Consider the following 20,768-nt stretch of genomic DNA (forward strand, 5'->3'; position numbering starts at 1 on the left):
TAGGAAGTTGGGTAGAGGGAATTAGCCGTCGATCTGCTCGATCGCATCAACGCGATCGGGATAGAACGCAACGTGATCCTTGATGGGCGCGACCGATTCGTAGGGGTGTTCGTACGTCCACACCGCATTGATGGCGCGTTCGCCGCCGGTCGGAATGCTGAAGTAGGAGCATTCGCCCTTGTACGGGCAATAAGTGCTGTGATCGGTACGCTCCAGCAACTTCATATCCACATCCTCGCGCGGGATGTACTGGACAGCCGGATAACTCGCTTCTTTCAACGTGAGCGCATGACGCGTATCCGCAACCACGTGATCTGCGATCTTGACGATCACGCGATGCGTGTTGCGCTCGATCGCGATGGGATGATTCGGTCCAGGTATCTTGATCGGCTTGGCGGAGGCTTGGTCGTTGTTGGTCACGGTGATATCTCCTTTAGGGAATGATGCATCGTCCGTTCCGCGCCGCCTTGAAGAAGAGGCGGCGCAGAGGGACTTGCCAACACATGCTCCATCAGGCGTTGGTGCCGCCGTCAACCGTCAGGCTGGCACCGGTGATGTAACCCGCCTCGGGGCCGGCGACAAAGGCCACCATCGCGGCGATGTCCGCAACCTGGCCGTAGCGCTTCAGCGCTGTGTTGGCGATCTGCGGCGTCGCCCAGTCGCCTTCGGCGGGATTCAGCTCGGTGTCGATCGGGCCGGGCTGGACATTGTTGACCGTAATGCCGCGAGAGCCGACCTCACGCGACAGTCCTTGCGTAAACATCTTCACCGCGCCCTTGGTCGCGGCGTATGCCGCCAGGCCGGGCGTCATATTCCGCTCGCCAACGCAGGAGCCAATGCTGATGATGCGGCCACCATCCGGCAGGTGCTTGAGCGCGGCTTGCGTAGCGATGAACACGCCGCGCAGGTTGATGTTGATCACCGTGTCCAGCTCTTCCAGGGTGGCCTCTTCGAAGGGCTTGGGGATGGCGGTGCCCGCGTTGTTCACCAGGATGTCGAGCCGGCCAAAGGTCTTGACGACCTGCTCCACCGCGGCGTTGACAGCCTTGGCATCGGTCGCATCCGCCTGGATCGCAAGGGCCTTGCCGCCGGCGCCTTCGATGTCCTTCACTACCTGGGCGGCGGCAGCGGCGCCCCTGCTATAGGTGATTGCCACGCTGGCGCCGTCGGCAGCCAGCCGCTTGGCGATGGCCGCGCCGATGCCACGGGAGGCGCCGGTAACGAGAGCTGTCTTGTTGGTCAGGTTTGCCACGGGAGTTGTCCTTTCAATGGAGTGGGATGATGGGGGATCAGTGGGAAGACGGAACTGAGGGGAAGGACGGCCTTTCGGAGGCGCCGTCGGGCGTCTTGAATCCCGCGTCGAGGAACTGGGTGGCCTGCGCCACGAACAGCTCCGGGTACTGGTAGAACGAGCCGTGATTCGCGTCCGGGTAGACGATCAGCTCGGCGCTGGGAAGGTTCTGCTGGAGGACGTAGGAGTTGTGTGTAGGGATGATCATGTCGTTGCTACCCTGCACCACCAGGATTGGCTGCCGGATGCCCTTCAGATAATCGAGCACGCCTTCGTGCTGGGCGATGTACTTGCCGATGGCCTCGCCCTGATGAGCGACGGCTTCCGCGCTCACCTCCGGATCACGATCCTTGCGCTCCCACTTGCGCTTGAGGAAGGCCAGGCCCGCCTCGCGGCTGGAGGCCGACGGTGAGAAGTGAACGGCCAGCCACAGGTGCTCGGGTGGATCGTAGATGCCGGAAAAGATCGCATGCGACTGGCTGGCGGCCATGTCGGCCCCGCGCGGACCGGTGCCGACCAGGATCACCCGGCGTACCAGATCGCTGCCCTGCAGGGCGATTTCCTGAGCGACCATGCCGCCGATGGAGAAGCCCAGCACGTCGACTTTGGAAAGACCGAGCGCCTTGATGAAGGCGATGGCGTTGGCGCCCATCTCCGGGAAGCTGGCGGGGACTTCACCGGAGCTCGAGGAGACGCCGGCGTTGTTGAAGAGAATGACCTCACGGGTCTTGGCCAGACCGTTGGTCACCGCCGGATCCCAGTAGTCCATCGTGCCGGTGTAGTGCTGGTTGAATACCAGCGGCACACCGCCAGCCTTGCCGAAGCGGCGATAGGCGAAGCGGGTGCCGTTGGCTTCCGCATACTGGGTCGGGGCGGTCTGATGGGTATGGGTGGTCATGTCGAAACTCCTCGCAAAGGATTGAGATCGCTAACTTGGGCAGGGGCGGCCGGAGAAGCCTTTTGGGTATCTCCGTTAAGCCGGGCCGAGCCGCCACAGTGCGAAATCTAGGCTTGGCTAGCGCGTTTTAGAAAGACTTTGTAAGCTGACACCCATGCCTTAAAGGCATGGCATGGGAGGAGCCCTTGGAGCTGCGCCATCTCCGCTACTTCGTCGCGGTCGCCGAAACGGGCAGCCTGACGGTGGCCGCCGAACGTAGGCTGCACACATCGCAGCCCTCGTTGAGTCGGCAGATCAAGGATCTTGAAGATCAGATCGGTGCGGATCTGCTGATCCGCAGCGCGCGCGGCATCACCCTTACCGAAGCAGGCAAGGTGTTCTTCGATCACGCGCGGTTGGTGTTAAGCCAGGTAGACATCGCCATCGAAGCGACACGCAAGGCCGCGCAACCGAGTAAGCAACGTTTTTCGCTCGGTTTTCTCACCGGGCAGGAAATGACCTGGTTGCCGGAAGCCATGCACATTCTTCGCGCCGAGCTGCCGAACATCGATGTCACCGTTTCCAGCGATTATTCGCCGGACCTGGCTGAAGCGTTGGTGCGCGGCAAACTCGATCTCGCGTTCCTGCGCGCGGAGCCCGACTACGATCTCGCGTATCACCCAGTCGCACACGAGTCGCTGATCGTATTGATGCCCAGTGATCATCGCCTGGCATCCCGCGAAACGATTCACCCCAAGGATCTGATCGGCGAACCTTTCATCGGCATCGGAAAAAAAGCGACCGTGTTGCGCGCAGTGATCGATGACTACCTGGCGCACTCAGGGGTAAAGGTGACGCCCGAGCAGGTGGTGGACAACCCGGCGATGGTGATGTCGCTGGTGGCTTCAACGCGTGGCGTGACGCTCATTCCCGAGTATGTAAAGAACCTGATGCCGTGGTCTGTAGTTAGCCGTCCGCTGGCCGGCGAAGCACCCACCATCGACCTGGCGGTGGGTTACAACAAATCGAACAACTCACCCATCCTGAAGATGTTTCTGTCGCATTTGGACGACTTGATCGCGCGGGTGTCAAAACTGCAGCGGTGAGTTAAGCCAACACTGATCAAGTATCGCTTTAAAGCGAAAGTCAGGCATCGATGCCACGCAGCAACTGCTCGCGTCCTTCCTGCAGTATTTCATCGGCAAGCGTCGGATCAGCGTCGGCGACGGCGCGCGAAAGCAGCAGCGACCCGACCATCTGGCCAAAGAGCGCGATTGCCTTTTTTCTTTTCTCCTGCGGCGTGTCGCCGTCGATCACACTCGCAAGCTGATCGAAGTTCCATGCCAGCCCCTTGGCATAGGCCTCTCGTGCCTCGTCGCTGAGTCGCCGAACGTCGCCGGCAAACGCCGTCAACGGACAACCCTTTTCGATATCGGTCCGGTGGTCGGTGGACAGATACCACTCGACCTGGCGCTTCATGGGGTCGAGCGCCTTCGCCTTGGATGCTTCGATGGCTGCGACGAGTTCGGCGGCGCCATCGGCGATAGCCTTGTCCATAACGGCCGCGACCAAGGCGTCCTTCGATTTGAAATGGTTGTAGAAGCCGCCCTGGGTGAATCCGGCGGCCTTGGTTAGCTCCGCCAGCCCTACGGCAGCCACCCCGCGCTCGCGAAAGAGTCTCGCTGCGGCGGCAACAATAGCCTCTTTATTTTCAATGGCTTGCTGCTTTGAAACGCCCATATACCCGCTCCTGTCCGACGCCCCGCTCACGGTTTTCCTCAATCACAATGTCGATCACCATTGACAATGGCTTGCGACGGGGCCAGTCTACGCCATGTCAATTGTGATCACCATTGTGATTTCGTCGTAGCGCCAAGCGGCCAAACGCCGAGCGCATCGTCACTTGAGCTATCAGCCATCGAAGAGGAACCGACCATGTCAAAGACTTCGCCCGAACAGAACAAGGCCCTTGTCATCGAGGCATTCGACACACTGTTCAACAAGCGTGACTACGATGCTGCCGAGCGCTTTTGGTCCAACAAGTACATTCAGCACAGCTCGCATATCGAGCCGGGCCGCGAAGGCCTGTTCAATCTCATTCGCAGTGCTCCCGCCACTTTGCGTTACGAGCATGGCCTGATCTTGGCCGAAGGAGATAACGTCATCGTGCACGGACGTTTCTCCGGTCTTGGCCGTCCAGCGGCATGGATCGCCGCGGATGTGGTTCGTATCGAAGACGGCAAGCTCGCCGAGCACTGGGATGTATTGCAAGACGAAGCGACACACGCCGAATCCAAAAGCGGCTTGCCCATGTTTGGCAATCGCTTCCCCGCTTGAAGTCATACCAAGAGAACGCCCATGAAACTCACCATGCCGGGCAACCCGACTAGCCGCTCAGGCCAGGCGCCCGCTTCCATAGATAAAGAAATCAGCGAGTGAACCCGTATCGTTGTCCCCGGTATAGGGATAACGATTGGGTATATGCCGCAGCAGGCGCCAGTCCGGCGCATTCGCGTATACCCATCGACTGAATTGGCGGTGGCGCACATGCGCGGTCTGCGCCTCGTCTTTGTCGGACGCATAGATCACCACATAATCCCGCGCCGCGCCAAACAAGGTCCGCATGTACGTCTCATACACCTCGTTCTCTGTCAGGTGGTAGATCACATCCAGCGATAGCGCGAGCTGGGCTGTCTGCCCCGTGTAGTCGCGTACGAGCATGAACGACTTGCTGGCATCACGGGCGAAGCGGCGGGCACAGCCTTCGATCGCATGCGGGCTTACGTCGAAGCCGAGATAGGACGGATAACTGGCCAGGGTCAATTGGTTGCCATCGCCGCAGCCGAACTCGATCACGTCGCGAATATGGTGATGGGCGACAAAGTCGTTCAGCACTTCCGCCTTGAATTCAGCGAGACGGTTATATGAACCCGCGCCGGAGTTACCGCCTTCGCGATATCGCGCGATCCAATAATCCTCCGAACCGTGGAAGGGCTTGGGTGGATTGAGCCATCGCCGGTATACGCTGCGGGCAACGGGACCGATGACGGGAATTCGCTTGATGAGATCTTTCATTTCAGCGCTCCTGTAACGTGAAGCCCTGCGCGGGAAACCGCAGGGAAGTCAGCCTCCGCGTCTCGATGATTCATCATGAAGTTGGTCCGACTCCGAGAAACTGGGTTACTGCGCCATCGGCAATTTTCGTCACGCCGCTTTGGACGTCGTTGTCGTATTCGAAGGATTTATCGAACGCGAGATCACCCTTGGTGATGCGTAGCCGATTGCTCGTGCTCAAGAACGACATGGGAATAGCCCTGGTCAGCGTCGCCGAGCTCAATCGGGCGACGTTGCCGGATATGACGATTTGAGCGATTTTCCGTTCGCCGTCCGGCGAGGCATCCTCAGCGAAATTGATGCACGAGCCATAGATGTCCACGAAGACGTTACCCGCACAAACCAGACCTATGGCTCCGAGTATGCCGATGGCGCCTATCTGCGGTCGAATACCCACGAAATGATTACCCGTTATGATCGGTTTGATGGCGTTTCGACTGGTCTTCGCCGCAATGGCTCCCAGGCGTATGGCGTCTCCACCCGGCCCCGATCCGGGCGGCGTTCGCGCAAATATGCAGCCGCTTACCTGCGCCATGCTCAGCCCGCCTACCGAGATATCGACGCGCACGGAGTTGGTGAATCGACAGTTCAGCACGGTGAGATAGTCGGGCTCGCTCGACTCGGTCTTTGGCTTGGCTGAGGTATCGATGCCCCAATAGCAGTTGTCAAACTCACAATCGCTTACGACCCAAGTGTGGATGTTGCCGTTCTTTTGATGGCCGTTGAAGAACGTGATGCCCGCAGTATTGACGGAGTCGATATCGATGAATATGCAACGCGTGATGCTGATATTTCGGTAAATACCCCAGTCGTGGTCGGGCTCGAAGTCGATAGCACCTACCGATGATGACAACTTGGCATTGCCGATATTCTTGAAGACGCAATCATCGACGCTAAGATGGTCGCAATCGATGATGGATAGTCCATTTCTGTTGTCCTTCACCGCACCGTCGAACGTGCACCCTCTCACGACAATGCGTTCATTGTGACGTTCCGTGTCATGCAGGGTACCGGAACCGACATACATGCCATCTCCGCGAAAGCCGTAGAAAACCATCCGCTCGACGGTGAGGTCCGATGTCGCGTTGACCGCCAACAGATAGAAATACTGCATGTAGCCAAACTCGGCGACACGTCCGTTGAGCTTGAAGTCGTGAAGATGAATGTTTCGCATGTTGTCTGCCGGGTTGCTCGTCCCTCCATCCCTTACATACGTGACAAGCATGAACTCGCATGCCAGCGATTGATCGTAGGCAGTCAGCTCACTTGAGGCACCTTCACCATAAAGTTCAACATCCGATTTCAGGTTTATCTGCGTGACTGGATAAGTCCCGGCGGGCAGCCATACGCGGTCGCCGGCATCTATCGCCGCCTGGATGCCCTTTGTGCAATCGTACGAACTCTTACCGCTACGAATAGCGGCGTGCTCGGCCTTTGGAATGAAGTCCAGTACGTTCAGTGCCTGCGATGAAGACGACATGGAAGCGCTCCAGTAGTGTTAGTCAGCCGTAACGCCGTACCCTACCCACCTGGCATGGCCCACACAATTCGGCGTAGACCGCGAGTGTGCGTTCGATGACGATCCGTTCGTCGAAATAGGTCTGGGCCTTGATGCGCGCAGCCTCTCCCAGGCGGCGCGCCAACGCCGGATCATCCAGAAGTCGCCGGATCGCCTGTGCGATCGCCTCGCTGTCTCGCACGGGCACGAGCAAGCCATCGATGCCGTCGGAAACCACCTCGCGACATCCAGGAACATCCGTCGTGACTAGCGGCAGGCCACAAGCAGCGGCTTCGACCAGGCTCTTTGGCAGACCCTCGCGATAGCTCGGCAGTACGACGATATCCACCGATCCAAGCAGGGCCATCATGTCGTCGACATGACCCAGCCAAGTGACGAGTCCTTCGTCCACCCAGCCTTGAATGATTTGCTCGGGAACGGCGGCAGGGTTGCCTGGATCTGGAGCACCGGCAAGCATGGCATGCACGGTATACCCCTGCGCGCGCAATTGCCGCAGCGCGGCGACATACTCGCCGACACCCTTATCCCAGAGTATGCGGCTCGCCAGGAGGACGCGCGTGCTGCCATCGCGTGGCTGCCTGGCAGAAGCTACGGCGAAACTCGTGCAATCCACACCTGACCCCCTGATCAGGCGAATGTGCGACGGATCGACGAGAGCGGCTTGCCGAAACAACTTGACGTCGTCCGAGTTCTGCAGAATGAGTCTGGCCTGCTCTCCTCCTAGCGCCAAGCGAAGCAGTCCACGCACCACAGGGCGCAACATCCGGGCCTTCAGCTGCCTACTGGTGAACACATACCCCATTCCCGCCACGGCGTTGATCCGCGCGGGAATGCTGGCCATTTTCGCCGCCAACGAGCCGTACACCGCGCACTTGATCGTAAACCCGTGAACCAGCGCTGGCTGCTCGCGCTGGAGCAGGCGAAAAAGATGCATCAATAAGGTCAGCTCGCGTAGGACGTTGAGGCTGCGCCGCTGCATCGGCAGCGACTCCCAACGCAAGCCAAGGTCGCGCAACTTGCTGCCATAAGGCCCGTCCGGAGAAATCATCAACACGTCGTAGCCGGCTCTAAGAAGGGACATGGCCAGGGTTCGACGAAAGTTATAGAGGTACCAGTCGGTGTTGGCGAAGAGAATGACTTTCATCGGTGCTGCACCTCGCACCCGCCTCCCGGCGAGCCGTTGAAGGCAGCGAACAGCCACTGGTAGTGCAATGGAAATGACTGATCACTGTCACGAAGCCCCCCGATTTTCTTCCAGCCATCCTTGGAACATAAGAACGGTCCACAACTGCCGTTGCCAATTCCTTCGCCCGCTCAAGTGCTCCTTCCACTTCTTGCGGATCGGCATGGGGTCGAAATAGCCCTCTTCCCGCAACCGCCTTTCGCCCAGCAGCGCTTCGGCCCAATCACGCAGAGGTCCACGCAGCCACTGGTCCATCGGCAAGGCGAATCCCATCTTCGGTCGCTCGATCAGTTCTCTTGGAACATACCGATGCAAGACCTGCCGCAGAATCCACTTACCCTGCCCGTCGCGGATCTTCATGTGCAGTGGCATGCGCAAGGCAAACTCGACGACGCGGTGGTCCAGCATGGGCACCCGAGTTTCCAGGCTGTTGGCCATGGCGGAACGGTCGACCTTCACGAGAATGTCGTCCGGCAGATAGCTCTGCGCGTCCATCGCCATCATCCACTGCGCCAGATCGTTGGTGCGCGGCCATGCCGCCGGATCCGTCAATACGGTGGCCGGTTCATGCGCATCCGCTACGACGCGCGCGGGGTCCTGCCAACAGCTGGCGAGTCTGAGCAGGTAGGCGTGGCCGGATGACAAGGTGAGCACTTCAGATAACTTGTGCGCCTTGTCGCCCGCCGAGGCGAGATGCCACTTCTGTGGAAGCAAGGGCTCGACTCCCTGCATGAGGTTGTCCCATACGTCGGGCTTGACGGCACGCAACACGCCAGCCAGGGCGCGCCGCACCGAAAGAGGGAGCCACTGCACCCTTCCCCAGGTCGTGCGAGCGGCAAGATAGCGGTTGTAACCACCGAACAGTTCGTCGCCGCCATCGCCGCTAAGTGCCACCGTGACGTCTCGACGCGCCAACTGGCTTATCAGAAAGGTGGGTATCTGGGAGCTGTCCGCGAAGGGCTCACAGAAAATCGAGGGCAATTTCGGAATGATGGCCAGCGCATCCTCAGGTCGAACATAGAGTTCGGTATGCTCCGTGCCCAGATGAGCGGCCACCGCCCGTGCGTGCTCTGCTTCGTCATAGGCGTTTTCTGCGAACCCGATAGTGAACGTCTTGACCGGGCGGTGACTGCGCGCCTGCATCAAGGCCACCACGGTGCTGCTGTCGATGCCACCGCTCAGAAACGCACCGAGGGGCACGTCGGACAGAAGCTGCGCGCCGATACTTTCGCCAAGCCGGACTTCGAGCGCGTCCACGGCTTCTTTATCGGTACCACCGAACGGGCTGGCGCAACCCGACGTGACGGCGTCGTTGTAACGCCAATAGGCCCGCTGTTGCGCGTCTTGCCGGGCCCCGAAGACCATACGCAGAAGATGACCGGGGCGCAGCTTGAAGAAGCCGCGATATATCGTATGGGGAGCCGGTATGCAATCGTGCCTTAGAAAAAGCGCCAATGCATTCCGGTCTATGGAGGCGCTGAACGCGGGATATGCTTTCAATGCCTTTAGTTCCGAACCGAAGAGCAAGGTCTCGCCCTGCCAGCCGTAGTACAACGGCTTCTCGCCCATACGGTCGCGCGCCAGGGTCAACTCCCGCTGCTGGCGATCCCAGAGCGCGAACGCAAACATGCCGACACATGATCGCAGGGTTTCCTCAACCCCCCAGGCTACGAAGCACGCGATCAATGTCTCGGTATCGGAGTGACCTCGCCACGCAATCGCGCCACCCTGCCCCTCGAGGCGATCACGCAGATCGAGGTGGTTGTAGATCTCGCCATTGAACACGGCGACGTATCGCCCGCAGGCGGAATGCATGGGCTGATGCCCCGCCGCGGACAGATCCAGCACCGAAAGGCGCTGCTGCGCCAGCGCAATACCTGCATCTTCGTCGCACCAGAAGCCATCATCGTCGGGGCCTCGATGCCTCAAGCGCATCGACATGGCCTCGACCTGCTCCCGAGAGCTCCCTGCGCCCCCGCCATGCATCCGCCAGAAGCCGGTGATGCCGCACATCAGCCGCACCCAGCGCTGCGAAGCAAGGCCGCGAGTCGAGGCGCTTGCTTCCTGATGTTGTAATGGTCTTCGACGCACCTGCGCCCTACTCCTCCCATACGATGGCGCAAAGGCGGGTCGTCGATCAATCGTTGCAGGCAGTCTTTCCACTCAAGATCGTTCGAGGCAAGAAACCCATTCTCGCCATGACGCACGATGTCGACATTGGCTCCGACCGATGACGCGACCACCGGCAACCCGCACGCCATGTACTGAACGATCTTGTAGCCGCATTTGCCTCGCTCCCATGGGCTGTCACGAAGCGGCATGATGCCGATGTCCATCCTGGCGATCGCTTCGGCCTCGGTGTCCTCAGACCACGCAACCACCTCAGGCGCCATGGTGACGAAACGACCGGCCGAGGAGTCCTGGGCGCCCACCAGCAACAGACGAGCTTGGCTGTCGATGCAAATCTCTTCCAGAAGCCCTTGGAAATCCAACACGTATTGCTCGGTAGCGGGCGACCCAATCCAACCGATGACCGGTTGCCTGGCACCGTCGTAATTCGCCACGCTATAGCGGTCGACGTCGACAGCCGTGGGGATGATCTCGATACGCTTGGCGCCCGCACTTGATGCACGCTCCGCCAGATACGCGTTGCCGACCATCACGCAAGCGGCTCCGCCCATGACTTCATCGATCTTGCGTCCCAGCAGGCGCCTGACCAACACGCTCGACGACAGGTCGTACCGATGAAAGAGCGCATCGTCATAGTCCACCACGTACGGCCTGCGAGTTCGCAGAAGAGCGGATTCAATCCAGCTTGGCAAATACGGAAACAGCTCCCCTTCGATCCAGGTGAGGTCAAAGTCCTCCTCTCCAAGCAGGTGCATCATGCGCTTGCTGCCATACCACAGCGCGCTATACCGAGCGGCCTTCGCATTGCCGCGATAGAGCGAATCGAGATAGGCATCCGGAAATAGCGCGTGCACCTCTACGTCGATACCTTGATCGCTAAGGAGCGGGATGTATTGCAGGCTACGCAGCCTGGAGCTCGGCCCTTGCCTTGAATATTTGGAGAACAGGCGCACCTTGATCCGCTTCATTTCGGCAGTCGCTTCAGGATCATCGGGTAGTCGACAAACATCGACACCAGCGGAATGACGTACATCCATTGCAGCGAGAATGCTTCGATGTATGGATTTGTATTAGTCCCCAGGAAAGCACAGAGGAAGCCGCAAAACATGAACTTGTGACTGGATGTCAAGCGACAGGAGATCGCCAACCTGACGACCCATGCTATATAGAGGAAGAAAGGCAGTACATAGATGATCGTCCCCAATAAGCCCACCCGATAGAGCGTGGCAAGCCATACCAGTTCGTAGCGCCAGGGATGGATTTGATCGCTGATGAATGGCACCCCGATGCCGTGACCAGACCCCAGGCCTCCGTTGTCGAGCACGCCTGTATACAGCGAGGCCGCCATCTGGGACCTCGCGTCGCCGCCGCCCGAAGCGAGCTTAGTCGATACGGCATTGAGCACCACCGACAGGCTTATCTTGGTGTATGCCTGCAGAAGGAAGAGCACGGCGACGACCGCTATAACCAATGGCAGACCATAACGCACCGTGCGCGTTATCACTGAACTACGCGAATGTCCTACAGTCCGCGATGAAAGAATCCAGCCAAGCACGAATCCGGTGGGGACCGACAGAATCAACGCGGATCGCCCTGAAGTCATCGCGCAGACGAACAACATTGCCAGAAGTGCGAAGCGCATCATCCTGTTCTTGATGAGTTCCGGCGAGCTGAAGAAGCCTCCGCACAAGAAGATCATCGAACCGTAGACATGCATGGTCGCGCCTGAGAATCCCTCATTGAGATTGACGTTCGCCCCCTCGAAGAAAAAAGAGACGGCAGCAGCGCCATGTCGGAGGTATAGGTAGAAGAACAGGGCCACGCTCACGGCGCATAGCAGGCTAAGAACGGCGAACCAGTCGACCAGACTCTCCATGTCTAGGTACCTGCACAGGCCATCGGCGACGATCACCCATAGCAACGGCGAAAGAATGTAGACGGCCGCAATCTGGACCATGGAGGTCGCCGTCGCATCGTGTAGCCCGCCGACGATCAGGTAGATGATGGTAACGATGACGCTATAGATGTATAGGTTGAGCAAGTTCTTGAGGCCTTGACCAAAGCGCATTCCCGGAAACGACAACAAGGCGGTGACCCCCAACATGACCGCGGTGGGTACGGGCAGCGAATTGGGTATCACCACGGCCAGTAGAAGCAGTACAAAAGCTGCCCCCAGGAAGAGGTGCCGTACCGTCAGCCTGTACGTTCCCGCCATCGGAAGCTGTGGCGGCGGTGCCGGCTTCGCCACGGTGTGCATCACGGGACCATCTCCGGCGCTCATGCCAGCACCGCCTGTGAGAGCCACTGGTCAAGCATTCGAGCCTGCTCAACCTTGCTGTAGACGCCAATGTCGCGGCGGTCAATGGCGCTGGACGATGCAAACGCGCCGCGCAATCTCAGCGCACCCTGCGCACCCTGGTTTGTCAGGATCGTCTGGCCCGCCTTCGTTTCAGCGAGAATGGCGGTGGCGGCATTGCGTACTCCGGAGACACAGACAACATCCACGCCAGCGGCAAGATATTCGAACAGCTTGCCGGTGGCGCAACTGGCGCGTGAACCGGTAAGTAGAAGCAACCTATCGCAACGCTTCATCAGCTGCAGCGCCAAGCGGCGCTCCACCTGACCCAGTATGGCCACCGGGAAGCGCGCGCGATCGAGCAACGTTCGTTCGATCGCCGTCAGCTCGCCCGCGAAGATCACCATTTTCTTGCGGTAAGTCGCTTCGTCTTCGCCATTCATCGCTTCGACGAAGTACTCAAGGCTCTTCGATGCCGAGCCATCGCTGGCCCCGATACGGCCGAAGTGACCAATCAGCAGCGATCCCGCCGGAACGGTTGCAGTCAGTAGAGCATCTGCCTGCCCTGCGCGTTCGGCATCGTGGTCGAGCGCGGCGAAGTCGGCAGGATCATAGCCATTGGGAAGAATCGCCACGGGTTTGTTCGGGTAACGACGCCTGAAGTCGTCCACCAGGGGACGACTCACCGACGTTATCAAACCGCGAGTACCCAGCACTCGCCTTTCGATCAGTTCACGCGCACGCCTGCGCAACCATCCGGGTCGCCCCAGGGATTCAAAGACCAAACCGTCCCTGAAATCCTGGACACAAGCAATGCCATACCTGGCGGATAGACTCGCTGCGGCGATCAAGGAGTCAACGGGCGAGTAAGTCCCGATGACCACGCATCTTTCACCAGCCTCCAGCTTCTCACGGCACAATCGATCCGCTTCGGACAGCGCCGTCACCAGCCACTGCTGTGACTGCGTTGAGCCACGTGCAAGCGCAAAAGGCAGCGATCGAATGAATGCGGCCACAAGAATGGGCATCGCAACTGCCGCAGAGGACTCACCACCTACGCAGTAACCCGGAAGCGCATAGACTCCGACGCCGTCGTCTGCGGACCGTCGAACGTCGGGCGTCACCTTTTCCGCGCCCCGGGCGAAGACGAATACCCGGTACTTTCCTGGATCCAGATACTTCAGCAGTCCCTTGAAGCGCTGGGATGCGACATTGTTGGATAAGTGATGTGCGGCGAAGACGAACAAATTGATCTTGCTCACATGCTTGCCCTCAATCTGGCAGCAGCGTCACCCTCGTTGGCATCAAAGCACGGAGGCAACACCACTCTGGCACGCATTGCCACGCAAGACCCTATGCGCTTGGCAAGACGTGTCGCTGATGGCTAGGCCAGCCATGGCGATCATGAAACCGCTCCGAGTCCCTTACCGGGCTCAGCACTGAGGAATTTCGATGGGACAGCTACGTAGCATGGGCGATACATGCCCATCCATTCGGCACGGAAGCACCAGGCGCCGACTGGCAATAGAACGAACCAGATCAAGTGAGCATGAGGGCGACTGCCAGGACCGAATCCCAACGTTGCGATGGACAGCCACATCGCCATGGTGACGAGGATCTGGAGGCGCAACCTCGGAAACAGTCGCCAAACGTAAGCCGAAGCCTCGGTTCGAACCACGAAGGACGCGAGAAAACTTATCGCATTCGCGGCCGAAGAACTTAACGCCGGAATCCATTCACGCCATGCATTCTGACCATATATAAACAATACTGAGAGGAGCGAAATAAGATACGCCACCTCTAATAAACCCAATGATCGTTCAAAGTGGACCACGCCAAATAGCCACTCGGCAATTTGTTTGGCGAACGCTACGCTGACCAGCATGGCTATCAACATGAATGCGACGCCTATTGCAAAGCGTGCTTCGAATAGGGCGCCGCGATCGCTCCCCTCCTGATGCTCGCGCACATAAGCGCGAGCAATACCGAGCTTGGATGATATTCCGTCAAGAGAAACCGCCACCTGAACCAGCTCAAATCGACCCATGTCATTCGGCGAAAATAGGCACGCGATGGCGGTAACCGTCATCAGGCCGATGCCGGCGATGGCGATCGTACCAACGGCAAATGCAAAGATGACTTCTATATTCACCATCCTGCTCTTCCCAATTGATTGAACGTCATCTTTTCAAATCTATTTCAATGACGAGTGGATCGTGAGAACCGACTAACTCGCTCCAACCGCCAATACATTCGCAATGAAATCTCGATAGTTTCTAGAGGCACTGAACTTCTGTTCGATCACGCCGCGGGCATTCGCCCGCAAGGCATCCCTCTCCGTTCCAAAGACGACTCGTACGATGGCGTCGGCGATCTCCTGGCCGTCTGGACTTCCGCGCAACAGGGCGCCACACCGATTCGATACCGCGCAGGAAATGCCACCTACGTCGGGCGCCACCACGGGAACGCCGGTGCTCATGGCCTCCTGGATGGCAACCGGGGTTCCTTCCGATTCGCTTGCGTTGACCAGGACATCAACCGGCGTATCAAGATAAAAACGCCTGACTTCTTCATGCGGAACATCGCCGGTGAACTCGAAGCTCATGTTGGCCATGTCCCCCAGCCTGTTTTGCGCCAACGCCTTGGTACCTTCGAGCAGGGGACCACCGCCGATATGGGTCCATCTCGCCTTCACCTCCTGGTGCTGACGAGCGAACAGAACTAGGGCATCGACGATTTTGTCGAGGCGCTTCACACGATGGCAATAGGACACTGAAACGATATGAACGGCTCCGGCAGGGCTCGGCGATGCAAGCGCTCCATCCAATGGCACACCCAGCGGGCTCACGTGTACCTTGTCAGGCGATGCGCCATAGGTCGCCTGAAGATAGGCCGCCGCCCTCGCAGACGTCACGAATATCCTGTCGTAGCCATGAATGAATTGCCGCTTTAGGGGCATGTATTCCCGGTACCTGCGAAACTCGTGAAAATCTATCCCATGCGCGCGAGACACGACCTTTCGCACCCGTCCCTTGGTCTTTGCCAAGAGGGCGGCGTACGACTGTGTCTCGTTCCAGTAGCAGTACGCCAAGTCGATCTCCCCGTGGGCAGCTGCGTACCGCATCAATCGATGGGCCTGTTGCACGACCTTCGAACTGTGAAGCAAGGCACGCAAGGCAGTCCGCGGTCCCAGCTTCCTGGTTCGCCACAGATGCCCTATCTCGCCGCGGAACATGTCGCCGAATAGCGCCACAAATATCGCCACCAATCGGCCAACCAGCCTGCCGGAAGCCAGCGCGGTATCGACCGCAATCCCCGGCGGGAGCGCGCGTGGCTCGCCGGTGGCGACAGCGGGCAACAGTGTGACGCTAGCCTCGGCACGCTCTGCCCAGAACGCGATCTCGTCTTCGAAGAATTGCTCGCCGGGGAAGTACGGGTAAGTGTTGGTGAGAATGACGATCCTCATGGCCTCAGCACCCTTCTCCGCGACTGGCTTCGTCGTCGGCTAGCCATTGGTCTCGGCAGTGATCCATAAAATGGACCGACTGTCGCGAAGAGGCATGCATCGAAAGCCTCGTTCGCTCCCGTGAGTGGCGGGCGACTTCGCTCATGACGCCGCCCCGCCAAGCTCGTAGTAAGCGTAGGAGTAATAGCCACTGCTACGTTTCTCGACGGCGTTGAAGATCGCCCCTTTGATCGCAACGCCGTTCTGTTCAAAACGCTGCTTGGCCAGGGCGAGCTCGCGCAGCTGGTTAATACCGAAGCGAACAACCAATAAACTCGTACCACAATGGTGACCTATCACCGAGGCATCCGTTGCTACCAAGATCGGCGGGGAGTCGATGATGACCAGGTCGTAACGCGACTTAAGGTGATTGATCAGAGCCGAGAACCTGGCGTTCATCAGAAGCTCGGAGGGATTGGGAGGAACTTTTCCTCGAGCTATAAAATGAAGATTGTCGATGGATGCAACATTGCGCACCGCCTCGGCCAGCTCGACCTGTCCGGATATGATCTCTGAAAGACCTGCGTTCGCCATGCCGCCAACGACTCTGTGCAGCGATCCCATGCGCATGTCGCCATCGATCAGGAGCACCCTCTGACCACTCTGGGCTACCAGAGCAGCGAGGTTGGCCGCGACAAAGGTTTTCCCGACATCCGGGCTGGCGCCTGAGATCATGAGTACGTTGTTTTTTGCTTCGAGTCGGGCAAAGTGCAAGCTCGTTCGGAGGCTGCGCAACGCCTCGGTGGCCAGGTCCTTGGGTGCATCCATCACCAGCATATGCTGCTTCCTGTCGCCCTTAGCCCTCTTGCCTTGCAGTGAGCGTTCGCGGACGCTGACCGGGATAGTGGCGTATACCGGCAATCCGATCCGTTCAATGACCGCCGGGTCCTCGATGCCTCGATTCAGCGCTTCGCGCATGAACACATAGACAAGCGCCACAAACACGCCGAACAAGGTGCCACCGAATATCACGAGAATCTTCTTTGGCCACACCGGGTTGGTCACGTCGACCGCAGACCGATCAATAATACGAACGTTGCCCACGGTGCCTGCGCGGGCGATATCGAGCTGCTGGGCCTGGTTGAGAAGGCCGGTGTAGGTATCGTTGTTTACCTGCACGTCGCGGTTCAGTCTCAACAACTCTTGCTGAGTATCTGGAAGTGCATTCACTTTCTTATCGATCGCGCCCTTCTGGCCTTGCAACTGACCAATCTGTTGCACCAGCGACTTGTACGCCGGGTGCTCCGGCGTGAACTGACGTTGCATGTCCGCCTGTTGCAGCTGCAATTGCTGGATGTTCGCCTCAATCTTGACCGACTGGTCCAGCAAGCTTTGCGTCTGCATGCTGACGTCAACGGAATGTGCATGGTTCTGATAGGCATTGAGCGCAGCGGTCGCCCGTTCCAGATCGCGGCGGACGTTGGGCAGCTGCTCTTTCACGAACTTCAGGCTGCTCGCCGCCTCAGCGGAGTTGCGATCAATGTCCTGTCTTACGTAGAGCTCGCCGATCTGTTGAAGGAACCCGGCTGCCAGTGCCGCGTTCGTATTGTTGTAGGTCAGCTGAATGATGCCGGAGTCCTTGCCAAGCTCACTAGTAGTGATCGCCTTCTGCAATTTGTTGATCACGGTCAGATCGCGGTGGCGCACAACTCGAAAGTCCGTCCCCGGATTTGCCACGAGTGTCTTTACTTGGGCAGTCACGCCATGATTTTGCGAGGACTGTCCGACCTTGCCGATAAGCAGGACGTTATCGTCAGCGTCCTGTAAGACATAGATGCCGCTCTCCCCAGCCGTCATTCGCAATGGCTTGTCCAACAGGGCGTCAGGAACATCCAGCTGGAACAGCTCCAATTGCGTGCCACCCCAGTCATAGCGCGACATGCCAAACATGGGCGAAGCCAACTTCCCGGGGTTTCTGGAGGCGAAACGGCGGGCGATCAAGTTGCCGATCAAAGGAAAGCGCTTGGGCTCCGCCTCGATCTTGAGATTGAGCTTGTCGACCGCCGCACCGACGACCATGCGCGACGTAATCAGCGCAGATTCTGTCGTGGACTGGGAGTCAGCTGCACCAAGGGTTTGAGTCAGTGCGCTCAGGCCCGGAAGGCTTGGCACCTTCTGCTCGACCTGCACGATCGAGGTCGCCTGATAGATGGGCGCTGCCAGCACCACGTACGCGATGCTCAACGCGATGAATACGAGGGTGATAAAGGCGATTCGCCACTTATGATCGCGCAATGTCCCCAACACTTCGCGCAAGTCGATCTCGTCTTCGCGCGATAGAGGTTCTTGAATGGTGGCTATTTGGACTGTCATTTCACTGCCATAACTCTCACCACGAAAGAAATCGATTCAGAGATAGCGCATTCCGCTTTCGACACCACGAGCGATTATTTCGTGAATATGTCCGCACACCGGGCACTGCTTGGGACCGTGGCAAATGTTGCCTGTGCATACGATGAATAATTGTCTAAACACAGTATTTTTTGCTCCCATCCAAGTCGACCGACGCCCACGACGCCAGCCAGAAGCCCCTGTGTGATGTCGCAATAGCTATCTCGCAGAGTCCAGCATCTCACCAACATCCGGTTAGCGGGATACGACTACTGACCGGGCTAACCATCCGTCGAGAAGACCTACTTAACTACGGCCCCTACCGTGAACCTTTGCCGAACAGATCGGGAAAATTGGCATTATTCTGCGCCATCCCAACGTATGGCCGGCTTTCCGCCTTTCCGCCGGTTCAGCTCGCTAATGACAACTTGAAGGCACCGCGCAAAAGACGTGAGCGCCGTGTCTATCTAATAGCGGGTTTCTTGCTTCACTCAGACTCAAGATCGTCACATACAGCAAGGCACCTCACTCGTACCAAGGTCTCCGCATGAAGGAATTGTGGAGACCTTGCGAGATCGAGGCATAACGCCAGTGCGACAAGGTTTTTTGTGAAGCATTCGAAGGTTTGGCGTAAGGAATAACCGAGCTTCAAAGCGAATCGGAGCCAGCGCTCTACACGGCGTCACTTGATTCCCTTCAACAGCCGCTGCCTGAGATAGAACCACAACGTGGGGTGGTACCACTGGCGCGAAGCCCCGTTCGTGGTGAGTGGCGCGAGTCGTCTTTCCGCGGCCTCGTGTACCGCCGCTTGCATCAGAGGAATCGCCTTGGCGATCTGGTGGATGGGATAGGTAGAAAAATTGTCGGTGTCTTCGATATCGATGGTGGCCTGATAAAGAATGCCGCCCGTGTCCACGCCTTCGTCGACCATGTGCACAGTGACGCCGCTATGCGCGCCATCGTCCATGGCCAACGCCCAATAGCCGCCATGTACGCCACGATAAGCAGGCGTGATGCCCATATGGGTGTTGATGAAGGGCGCAGCGACGGAGCCAAGCAACTTCCTGGACAAAATGCGCGTGCCATTGACGACAACGGCATCAGGCGCCAAGGCCTTCAGTATGCTGATCACCTCACGTCGGTTGGCGCTGGCTACCCAGGTGACGACCTCGACAGGAATTGGTGTGTCATCCAGGCCGTAGCGCTGCAAAAGCTGCCGTTTCCGTCCCCGTGAGGCCCAGCCCAGCCATCGGCTGTAGGCGATGAAGGCGACCTGCCCGAGAGTCGTGCCCCAGCCCAGTTTCTTCATCCGGTGCCTGAGCATCGCGATGGACGACGGCTTTTCCTCCAGCACCACGGCGGCAATATCGCAGCTGCCGCGCAGCCCGTTGTACATGAGGCCGGTCGAAAGCCCTGAGCCCGCCAGCATCACGATACGCGGCCTAGCTGGCATGCAGGCGTTCCAGCAACAGGGAGACTTCGCCCATGTTCAACGACTGCATACCGTAGCGTCGACGCAGTTGCTCGTAGTAGGCCAGGATCCGTCCGAGGAAGCGCTGGTTTTCGGCCACGTGTGCGCCGAAGTTGTGCGGATGCCACCACAAATGGAACAGGCGGTTGTTGACCGCCGCGTGACGCATGGCTTGCTTGATACGGCGAAAACGAAACTCCTCGATCCATGCGAAGGACGGTGAATACGGTCGAAGGAAGCGACTGGACGGAATATTGAACGGGCGGCTCCGCGCATACTCCTCGATGCTGTAGGTATTGTGCCCGGTCACATTGATGTAGGCGTCAAGCAGGCGCAGTCCGCGAACCCACGCATTTTGCTGTTCCTGGTTTCGTGGTTTGTAAGCCAGTGCGTTTTCGTTTCCGCGATAGCAGCGGATGCCGAGCTCATGCAGCAACGAAAGGTACGCCGGATTGGCCTGATTCCGTGGAAATACCAGACTGTGGATTTCGATGCCGCACGCCTTGGCCGTATCGATAGCCGCGGTCAGGTCGGCCCGAAAGGCATCGGCGGTCTGTCCGGGTTCCAGGCAGTAATAGTGCGAGAACGTATGCGAGCCGATTTCCTGCCCTGGGTGACGACGAATCAGCTCGATCAGCTCAGGCGCGAAATGGTATTGATCGTCAGCTCCCCACTCGTGCTCCTGGATATAGGGATAAGGCGACAGCCCGCTATTGCTGTAGGCCGGCGTATCGCGTGGCAACTGCGCGCGAAGTTCGGCGATATCGGCAAAAAAAATGAAACCCAGCGTGGCCCAGGTGGCATGCACGCCATAGGCGTCGAAGATGGCGAGCATCTCCTGTATGGCTTGGCGTTCACCACGCAAGTTCTCTTCGTAGTCCTGGATGCTACGCTTGTCGCGTACCCCCCAGTACAACTCAAGATCCAATGAGACGGTAAATATGCCTGGCATGAGGTGCACCCATCCGTCGATCCGGCGCCAACGCCTTGCGGCCGTCCAGCCGACGTCCGGCACCGAGCTCTATCCCGTCCAAGTCCACCGCTTGCAACT

18 protein-coding genes are annotated in these 20,768 nt (G+C 58.6%); 2 read left to right on the forward strand and 16 right to left on the reverse strand.

Annotation, left to right across the window (positions count from 1 at the left end):
* Window positions 1–21: 21 nt before the first annotated feature.
* The 3 genes from ACT01B_RS11630 to ACT01B_RS11640 form a co-directional block, all read right to left on the reverse strand.
* Complete coding sequence (locus ACT01B_RS11630) at window positions 22–420, reverse strand: DUF427 domain-containing protein (protein ID WP_445143420.1); 399 nt, start codon at window positions 418–420, stop codon at window positions 22–24.
* A 91-nt stretch (window positions 421–511) separates the two neighbouring features.
* A complete protein-coding gene (locus tag ACT01B_RS11635; RefSeq protein WP_445143421.1) occupies window positions 512–1,252 on the reverse strand; it encodes an SDR family NAD(P)-dependent oxidoreductase in 741 nt (246 codons plus the stop codon).
* A 37-nt stretch (window positions 1,253–1,289) separates the two neighbouring features.
* Window positions 1,290–2,189, reverse strand: a complete 900-nt coding sequence (locus ACT01B_RS11640; RefSeq protein ID WP_445143422.1) for an alpha/beta fold hydrolase — start codon at window positions 2,187–2,189, stop codon at window positions 1,290–1,292.
* A gap of 185 nt (window positions 2,190–2,374) precedes the next feature.
* On the opposite strand from ACT01B_RS11640, the gene ACT01B_RS11645 reads away from it, so the two are divergent.
* The gene (locus ACT01B_RS11645; protein WP_445143423.1) at window positions 2,375–3,274 is read left to right on the forward strand and encodes a LysR family transcriptional regulator; all 900 of its coding nucleotides are present in this window, start codon (window positions 2,375–2,377) and stop codon (window positions 3,272–3,274) included.
* 40 nt (window positions 3,275–3,314) lie between these two features.
* Here ACT01B_RS11645 and ACT01B_RS11650 read toward each other — a convergent pair whose 3' ends face one another.
* The gene (locus ACT01B_RS11650) at window positions 3,315–3,938 is read right to left on the reverse strand and encodes a TetR/AcrR family transcriptional regulator (RefSeq protein ID WP_445143424.1); all 624 of its coding nucleotides are present in this window, start codon (window positions 3,936–3,938) and stop codon (window positions 3,315–3,317) included.
* 165 nt (window positions 3,939–4,103) lie between these two features.
* On the opposite strand from ACT01B_RS11650, the gene ACT01B_RS11655 reads away from it, so the two are divergent.
* Window positions 4,104–4,505: a nuclear transport factor 2 family protein gene (locus ACT01B_RS11655; RefSeq protein WP_445143425.1), complete on the forward strand. Its 402-nt coding sequence runs from the start codon at window positions 4,104–4,106 to the stop codon at window positions 4,503–4,505.
* Window positions 4,506–4,562: 57 nt separating this feature from the next.
* Here ACT01B_RS11655 and ACT01B_RS11660 read toward each other — a convergent pair whose 3' ends face one another.
* The 12 genes from ACT01B_RS11660 to ACT01B_RS11715 form a co-directional block, all read right to left on the reverse strand.
* On the reverse strand, window positions 4,563–5,243 hold the full coding sequence (locus tag ACT01B_RS11660) for a class I SAM-dependent methyltransferase (protein ID WP_445143426.1): 681 nt from the start codon (window positions 5,241–5,243) through the stop codon (window positions 4,563–4,565).
* A 73-nt stretch (window positions 5,244–5,316) separates the two neighbouring features.
* Window positions 5,317–6,762 carry a right-handed parallel beta-helix repeat-containing protein gene (locus ACT01B_RS11665; protein ID WP_445143427.1) on the reverse strand — a complete coding sequence of 482 codons (1,446 nt, stop codon included), beginning with the start codon at window positions 6,760–6,762 and terminating at the stop codon, window positions 5,317–5,319.
* A 22-nt stretch (window positions 6,763–6,784) separates the two neighbouring features.
* Window positions 6,785–7,945, reverse strand: coding sequence for a glycosyltransferase family 4 protein (locus tag ACT01B_RS11670; RefSeq protein ID WP_445143428.1), 1,161 nt, complete (start codon window positions 7,943–7,945; stop codon window positions 6,785–6,787).
* Between the two features lie 87 nt (window positions 7,946–8,032).
* Window positions 8,033–9,997, reverse strand: coding sequence for an asparagine synthase (glutamine-hydrolyzing) (asnB, locus tag ACT01B_RS11675; protein ID WP_445143429.1), 1,965 nt, complete (start codon window positions 9,995–9,997; stop codon window positions 8,033–8,035).
* Window positions 9,997–10,872, reverse strand: a complete 876-nt coding sequence (locus ACT01B_RS11680) for a glycosyltransferase family 4 protein (protein ID WP_445143430.1) — start codon at window positions 10,870–10,872, stop codon at window positions 9,997–9,999. Before ACT01B_RS11680 ends, asnB begins: the two co-directional genes overlap by 1 nt.
* Before the next feature lie 206 nt (window positions 10,873–11,078).
* Window positions 11,079–12,395 carry a hypothetical protein gene (locus ACT01B_RS11685; protein ID WP_445143431.1) on the reverse strand — a complete coding sequence of 439 codons (1,317 nt, stop codon included), beginning with the start codon at window positions 12,393–12,395 and terminating at the stop codon, window positions 11,079–11,081.
* Window positions 12,392–13,657 carry a glycosyltransferase gene (locus ACT01B_RS11690; protein ID WP_445143432.1) on the reverse strand — a complete coding sequence of 422 codons (1,266 nt, stop codon included), beginning with the start codon at window positions 13,655–13,657 and terminating at the stop codon, window positions 12,392–12,394. The genes ACT01B_RS11685 and ACT01B_RS11690 overlap by 4 nt, the downstream gene beginning before the upstream one ends.
* A 155-nt stretch (window positions 13,658–13,812) precedes the next feature.
* Window positions 13,813–14,565, reverse strand: coding sequence for a hypothetical protein (locus ACT01B_RS11695; RefSeq protein ID WP_445143433.1), 753 nt, complete (start codon window positions 14,563–14,565; stop codon window positions 13,813–13,815).
* 72 nt (window positions 14,566–14,637) lie between these two features.
* Window positions 14,638–15,876 carry a glycosyltransferase gene (locus ACT01B_RS11700; protein ID WP_445143434.1) on the reverse strand — a complete coding sequence of 413 codons (1,239 nt, stop codon included), beginning with the start codon at window positions 15,874–15,876 and terminating at the stop codon, window positions 14,638–14,640.
* A gap of 141 nt (window positions 15,877–16,017) precedes the next feature.
* The gene (locus ACT01B_RS11705; RefSeq protein ID WP_445143435.1) at window positions 16,018–18,228 is read right to left on the reverse strand and encodes a polysaccharide biosynthesis tyrosine autokinase; all 2,211 of its coding nucleotides are present in this window, start codon (window positions 18,226–18,228) and stop codon (window positions 16,018–16,020) included.
* A gap of 700 nt (window positions 18,229–18,928) precedes the next feature.
* Window positions 18,929–19,699: a formyl transferase gene (locus tag ACT01B_RS11710; protein WP_445143436.1), complete on the reverse strand. Its 771-nt coding sequence runs from the start codon at window positions 19,697–19,699 to the stop codon at window positions 18,929–18,931.
* Window positions 19,689–20,669 carry a polysaccharide deacetylase family protein gene (locus ACT01B_RS11715; protein WP_445143437.1) on the reverse strand — a complete coding sequence of 327 codons (981 nt, stop codon included), beginning with the start codon at window positions 20,667–20,669 and terminating at the stop codon, window positions 19,689–19,691. The genes ACT01B_RS11710 and ACT01B_RS11715 overlap by 11 nt, the downstream gene beginning before the upstream one ends.
* Window positions 20,670–20,768 lie beyond the last annotated feature (99 nt).

The organism is Dyella sp. Tek66A03 (assembly GCF_052567735.1).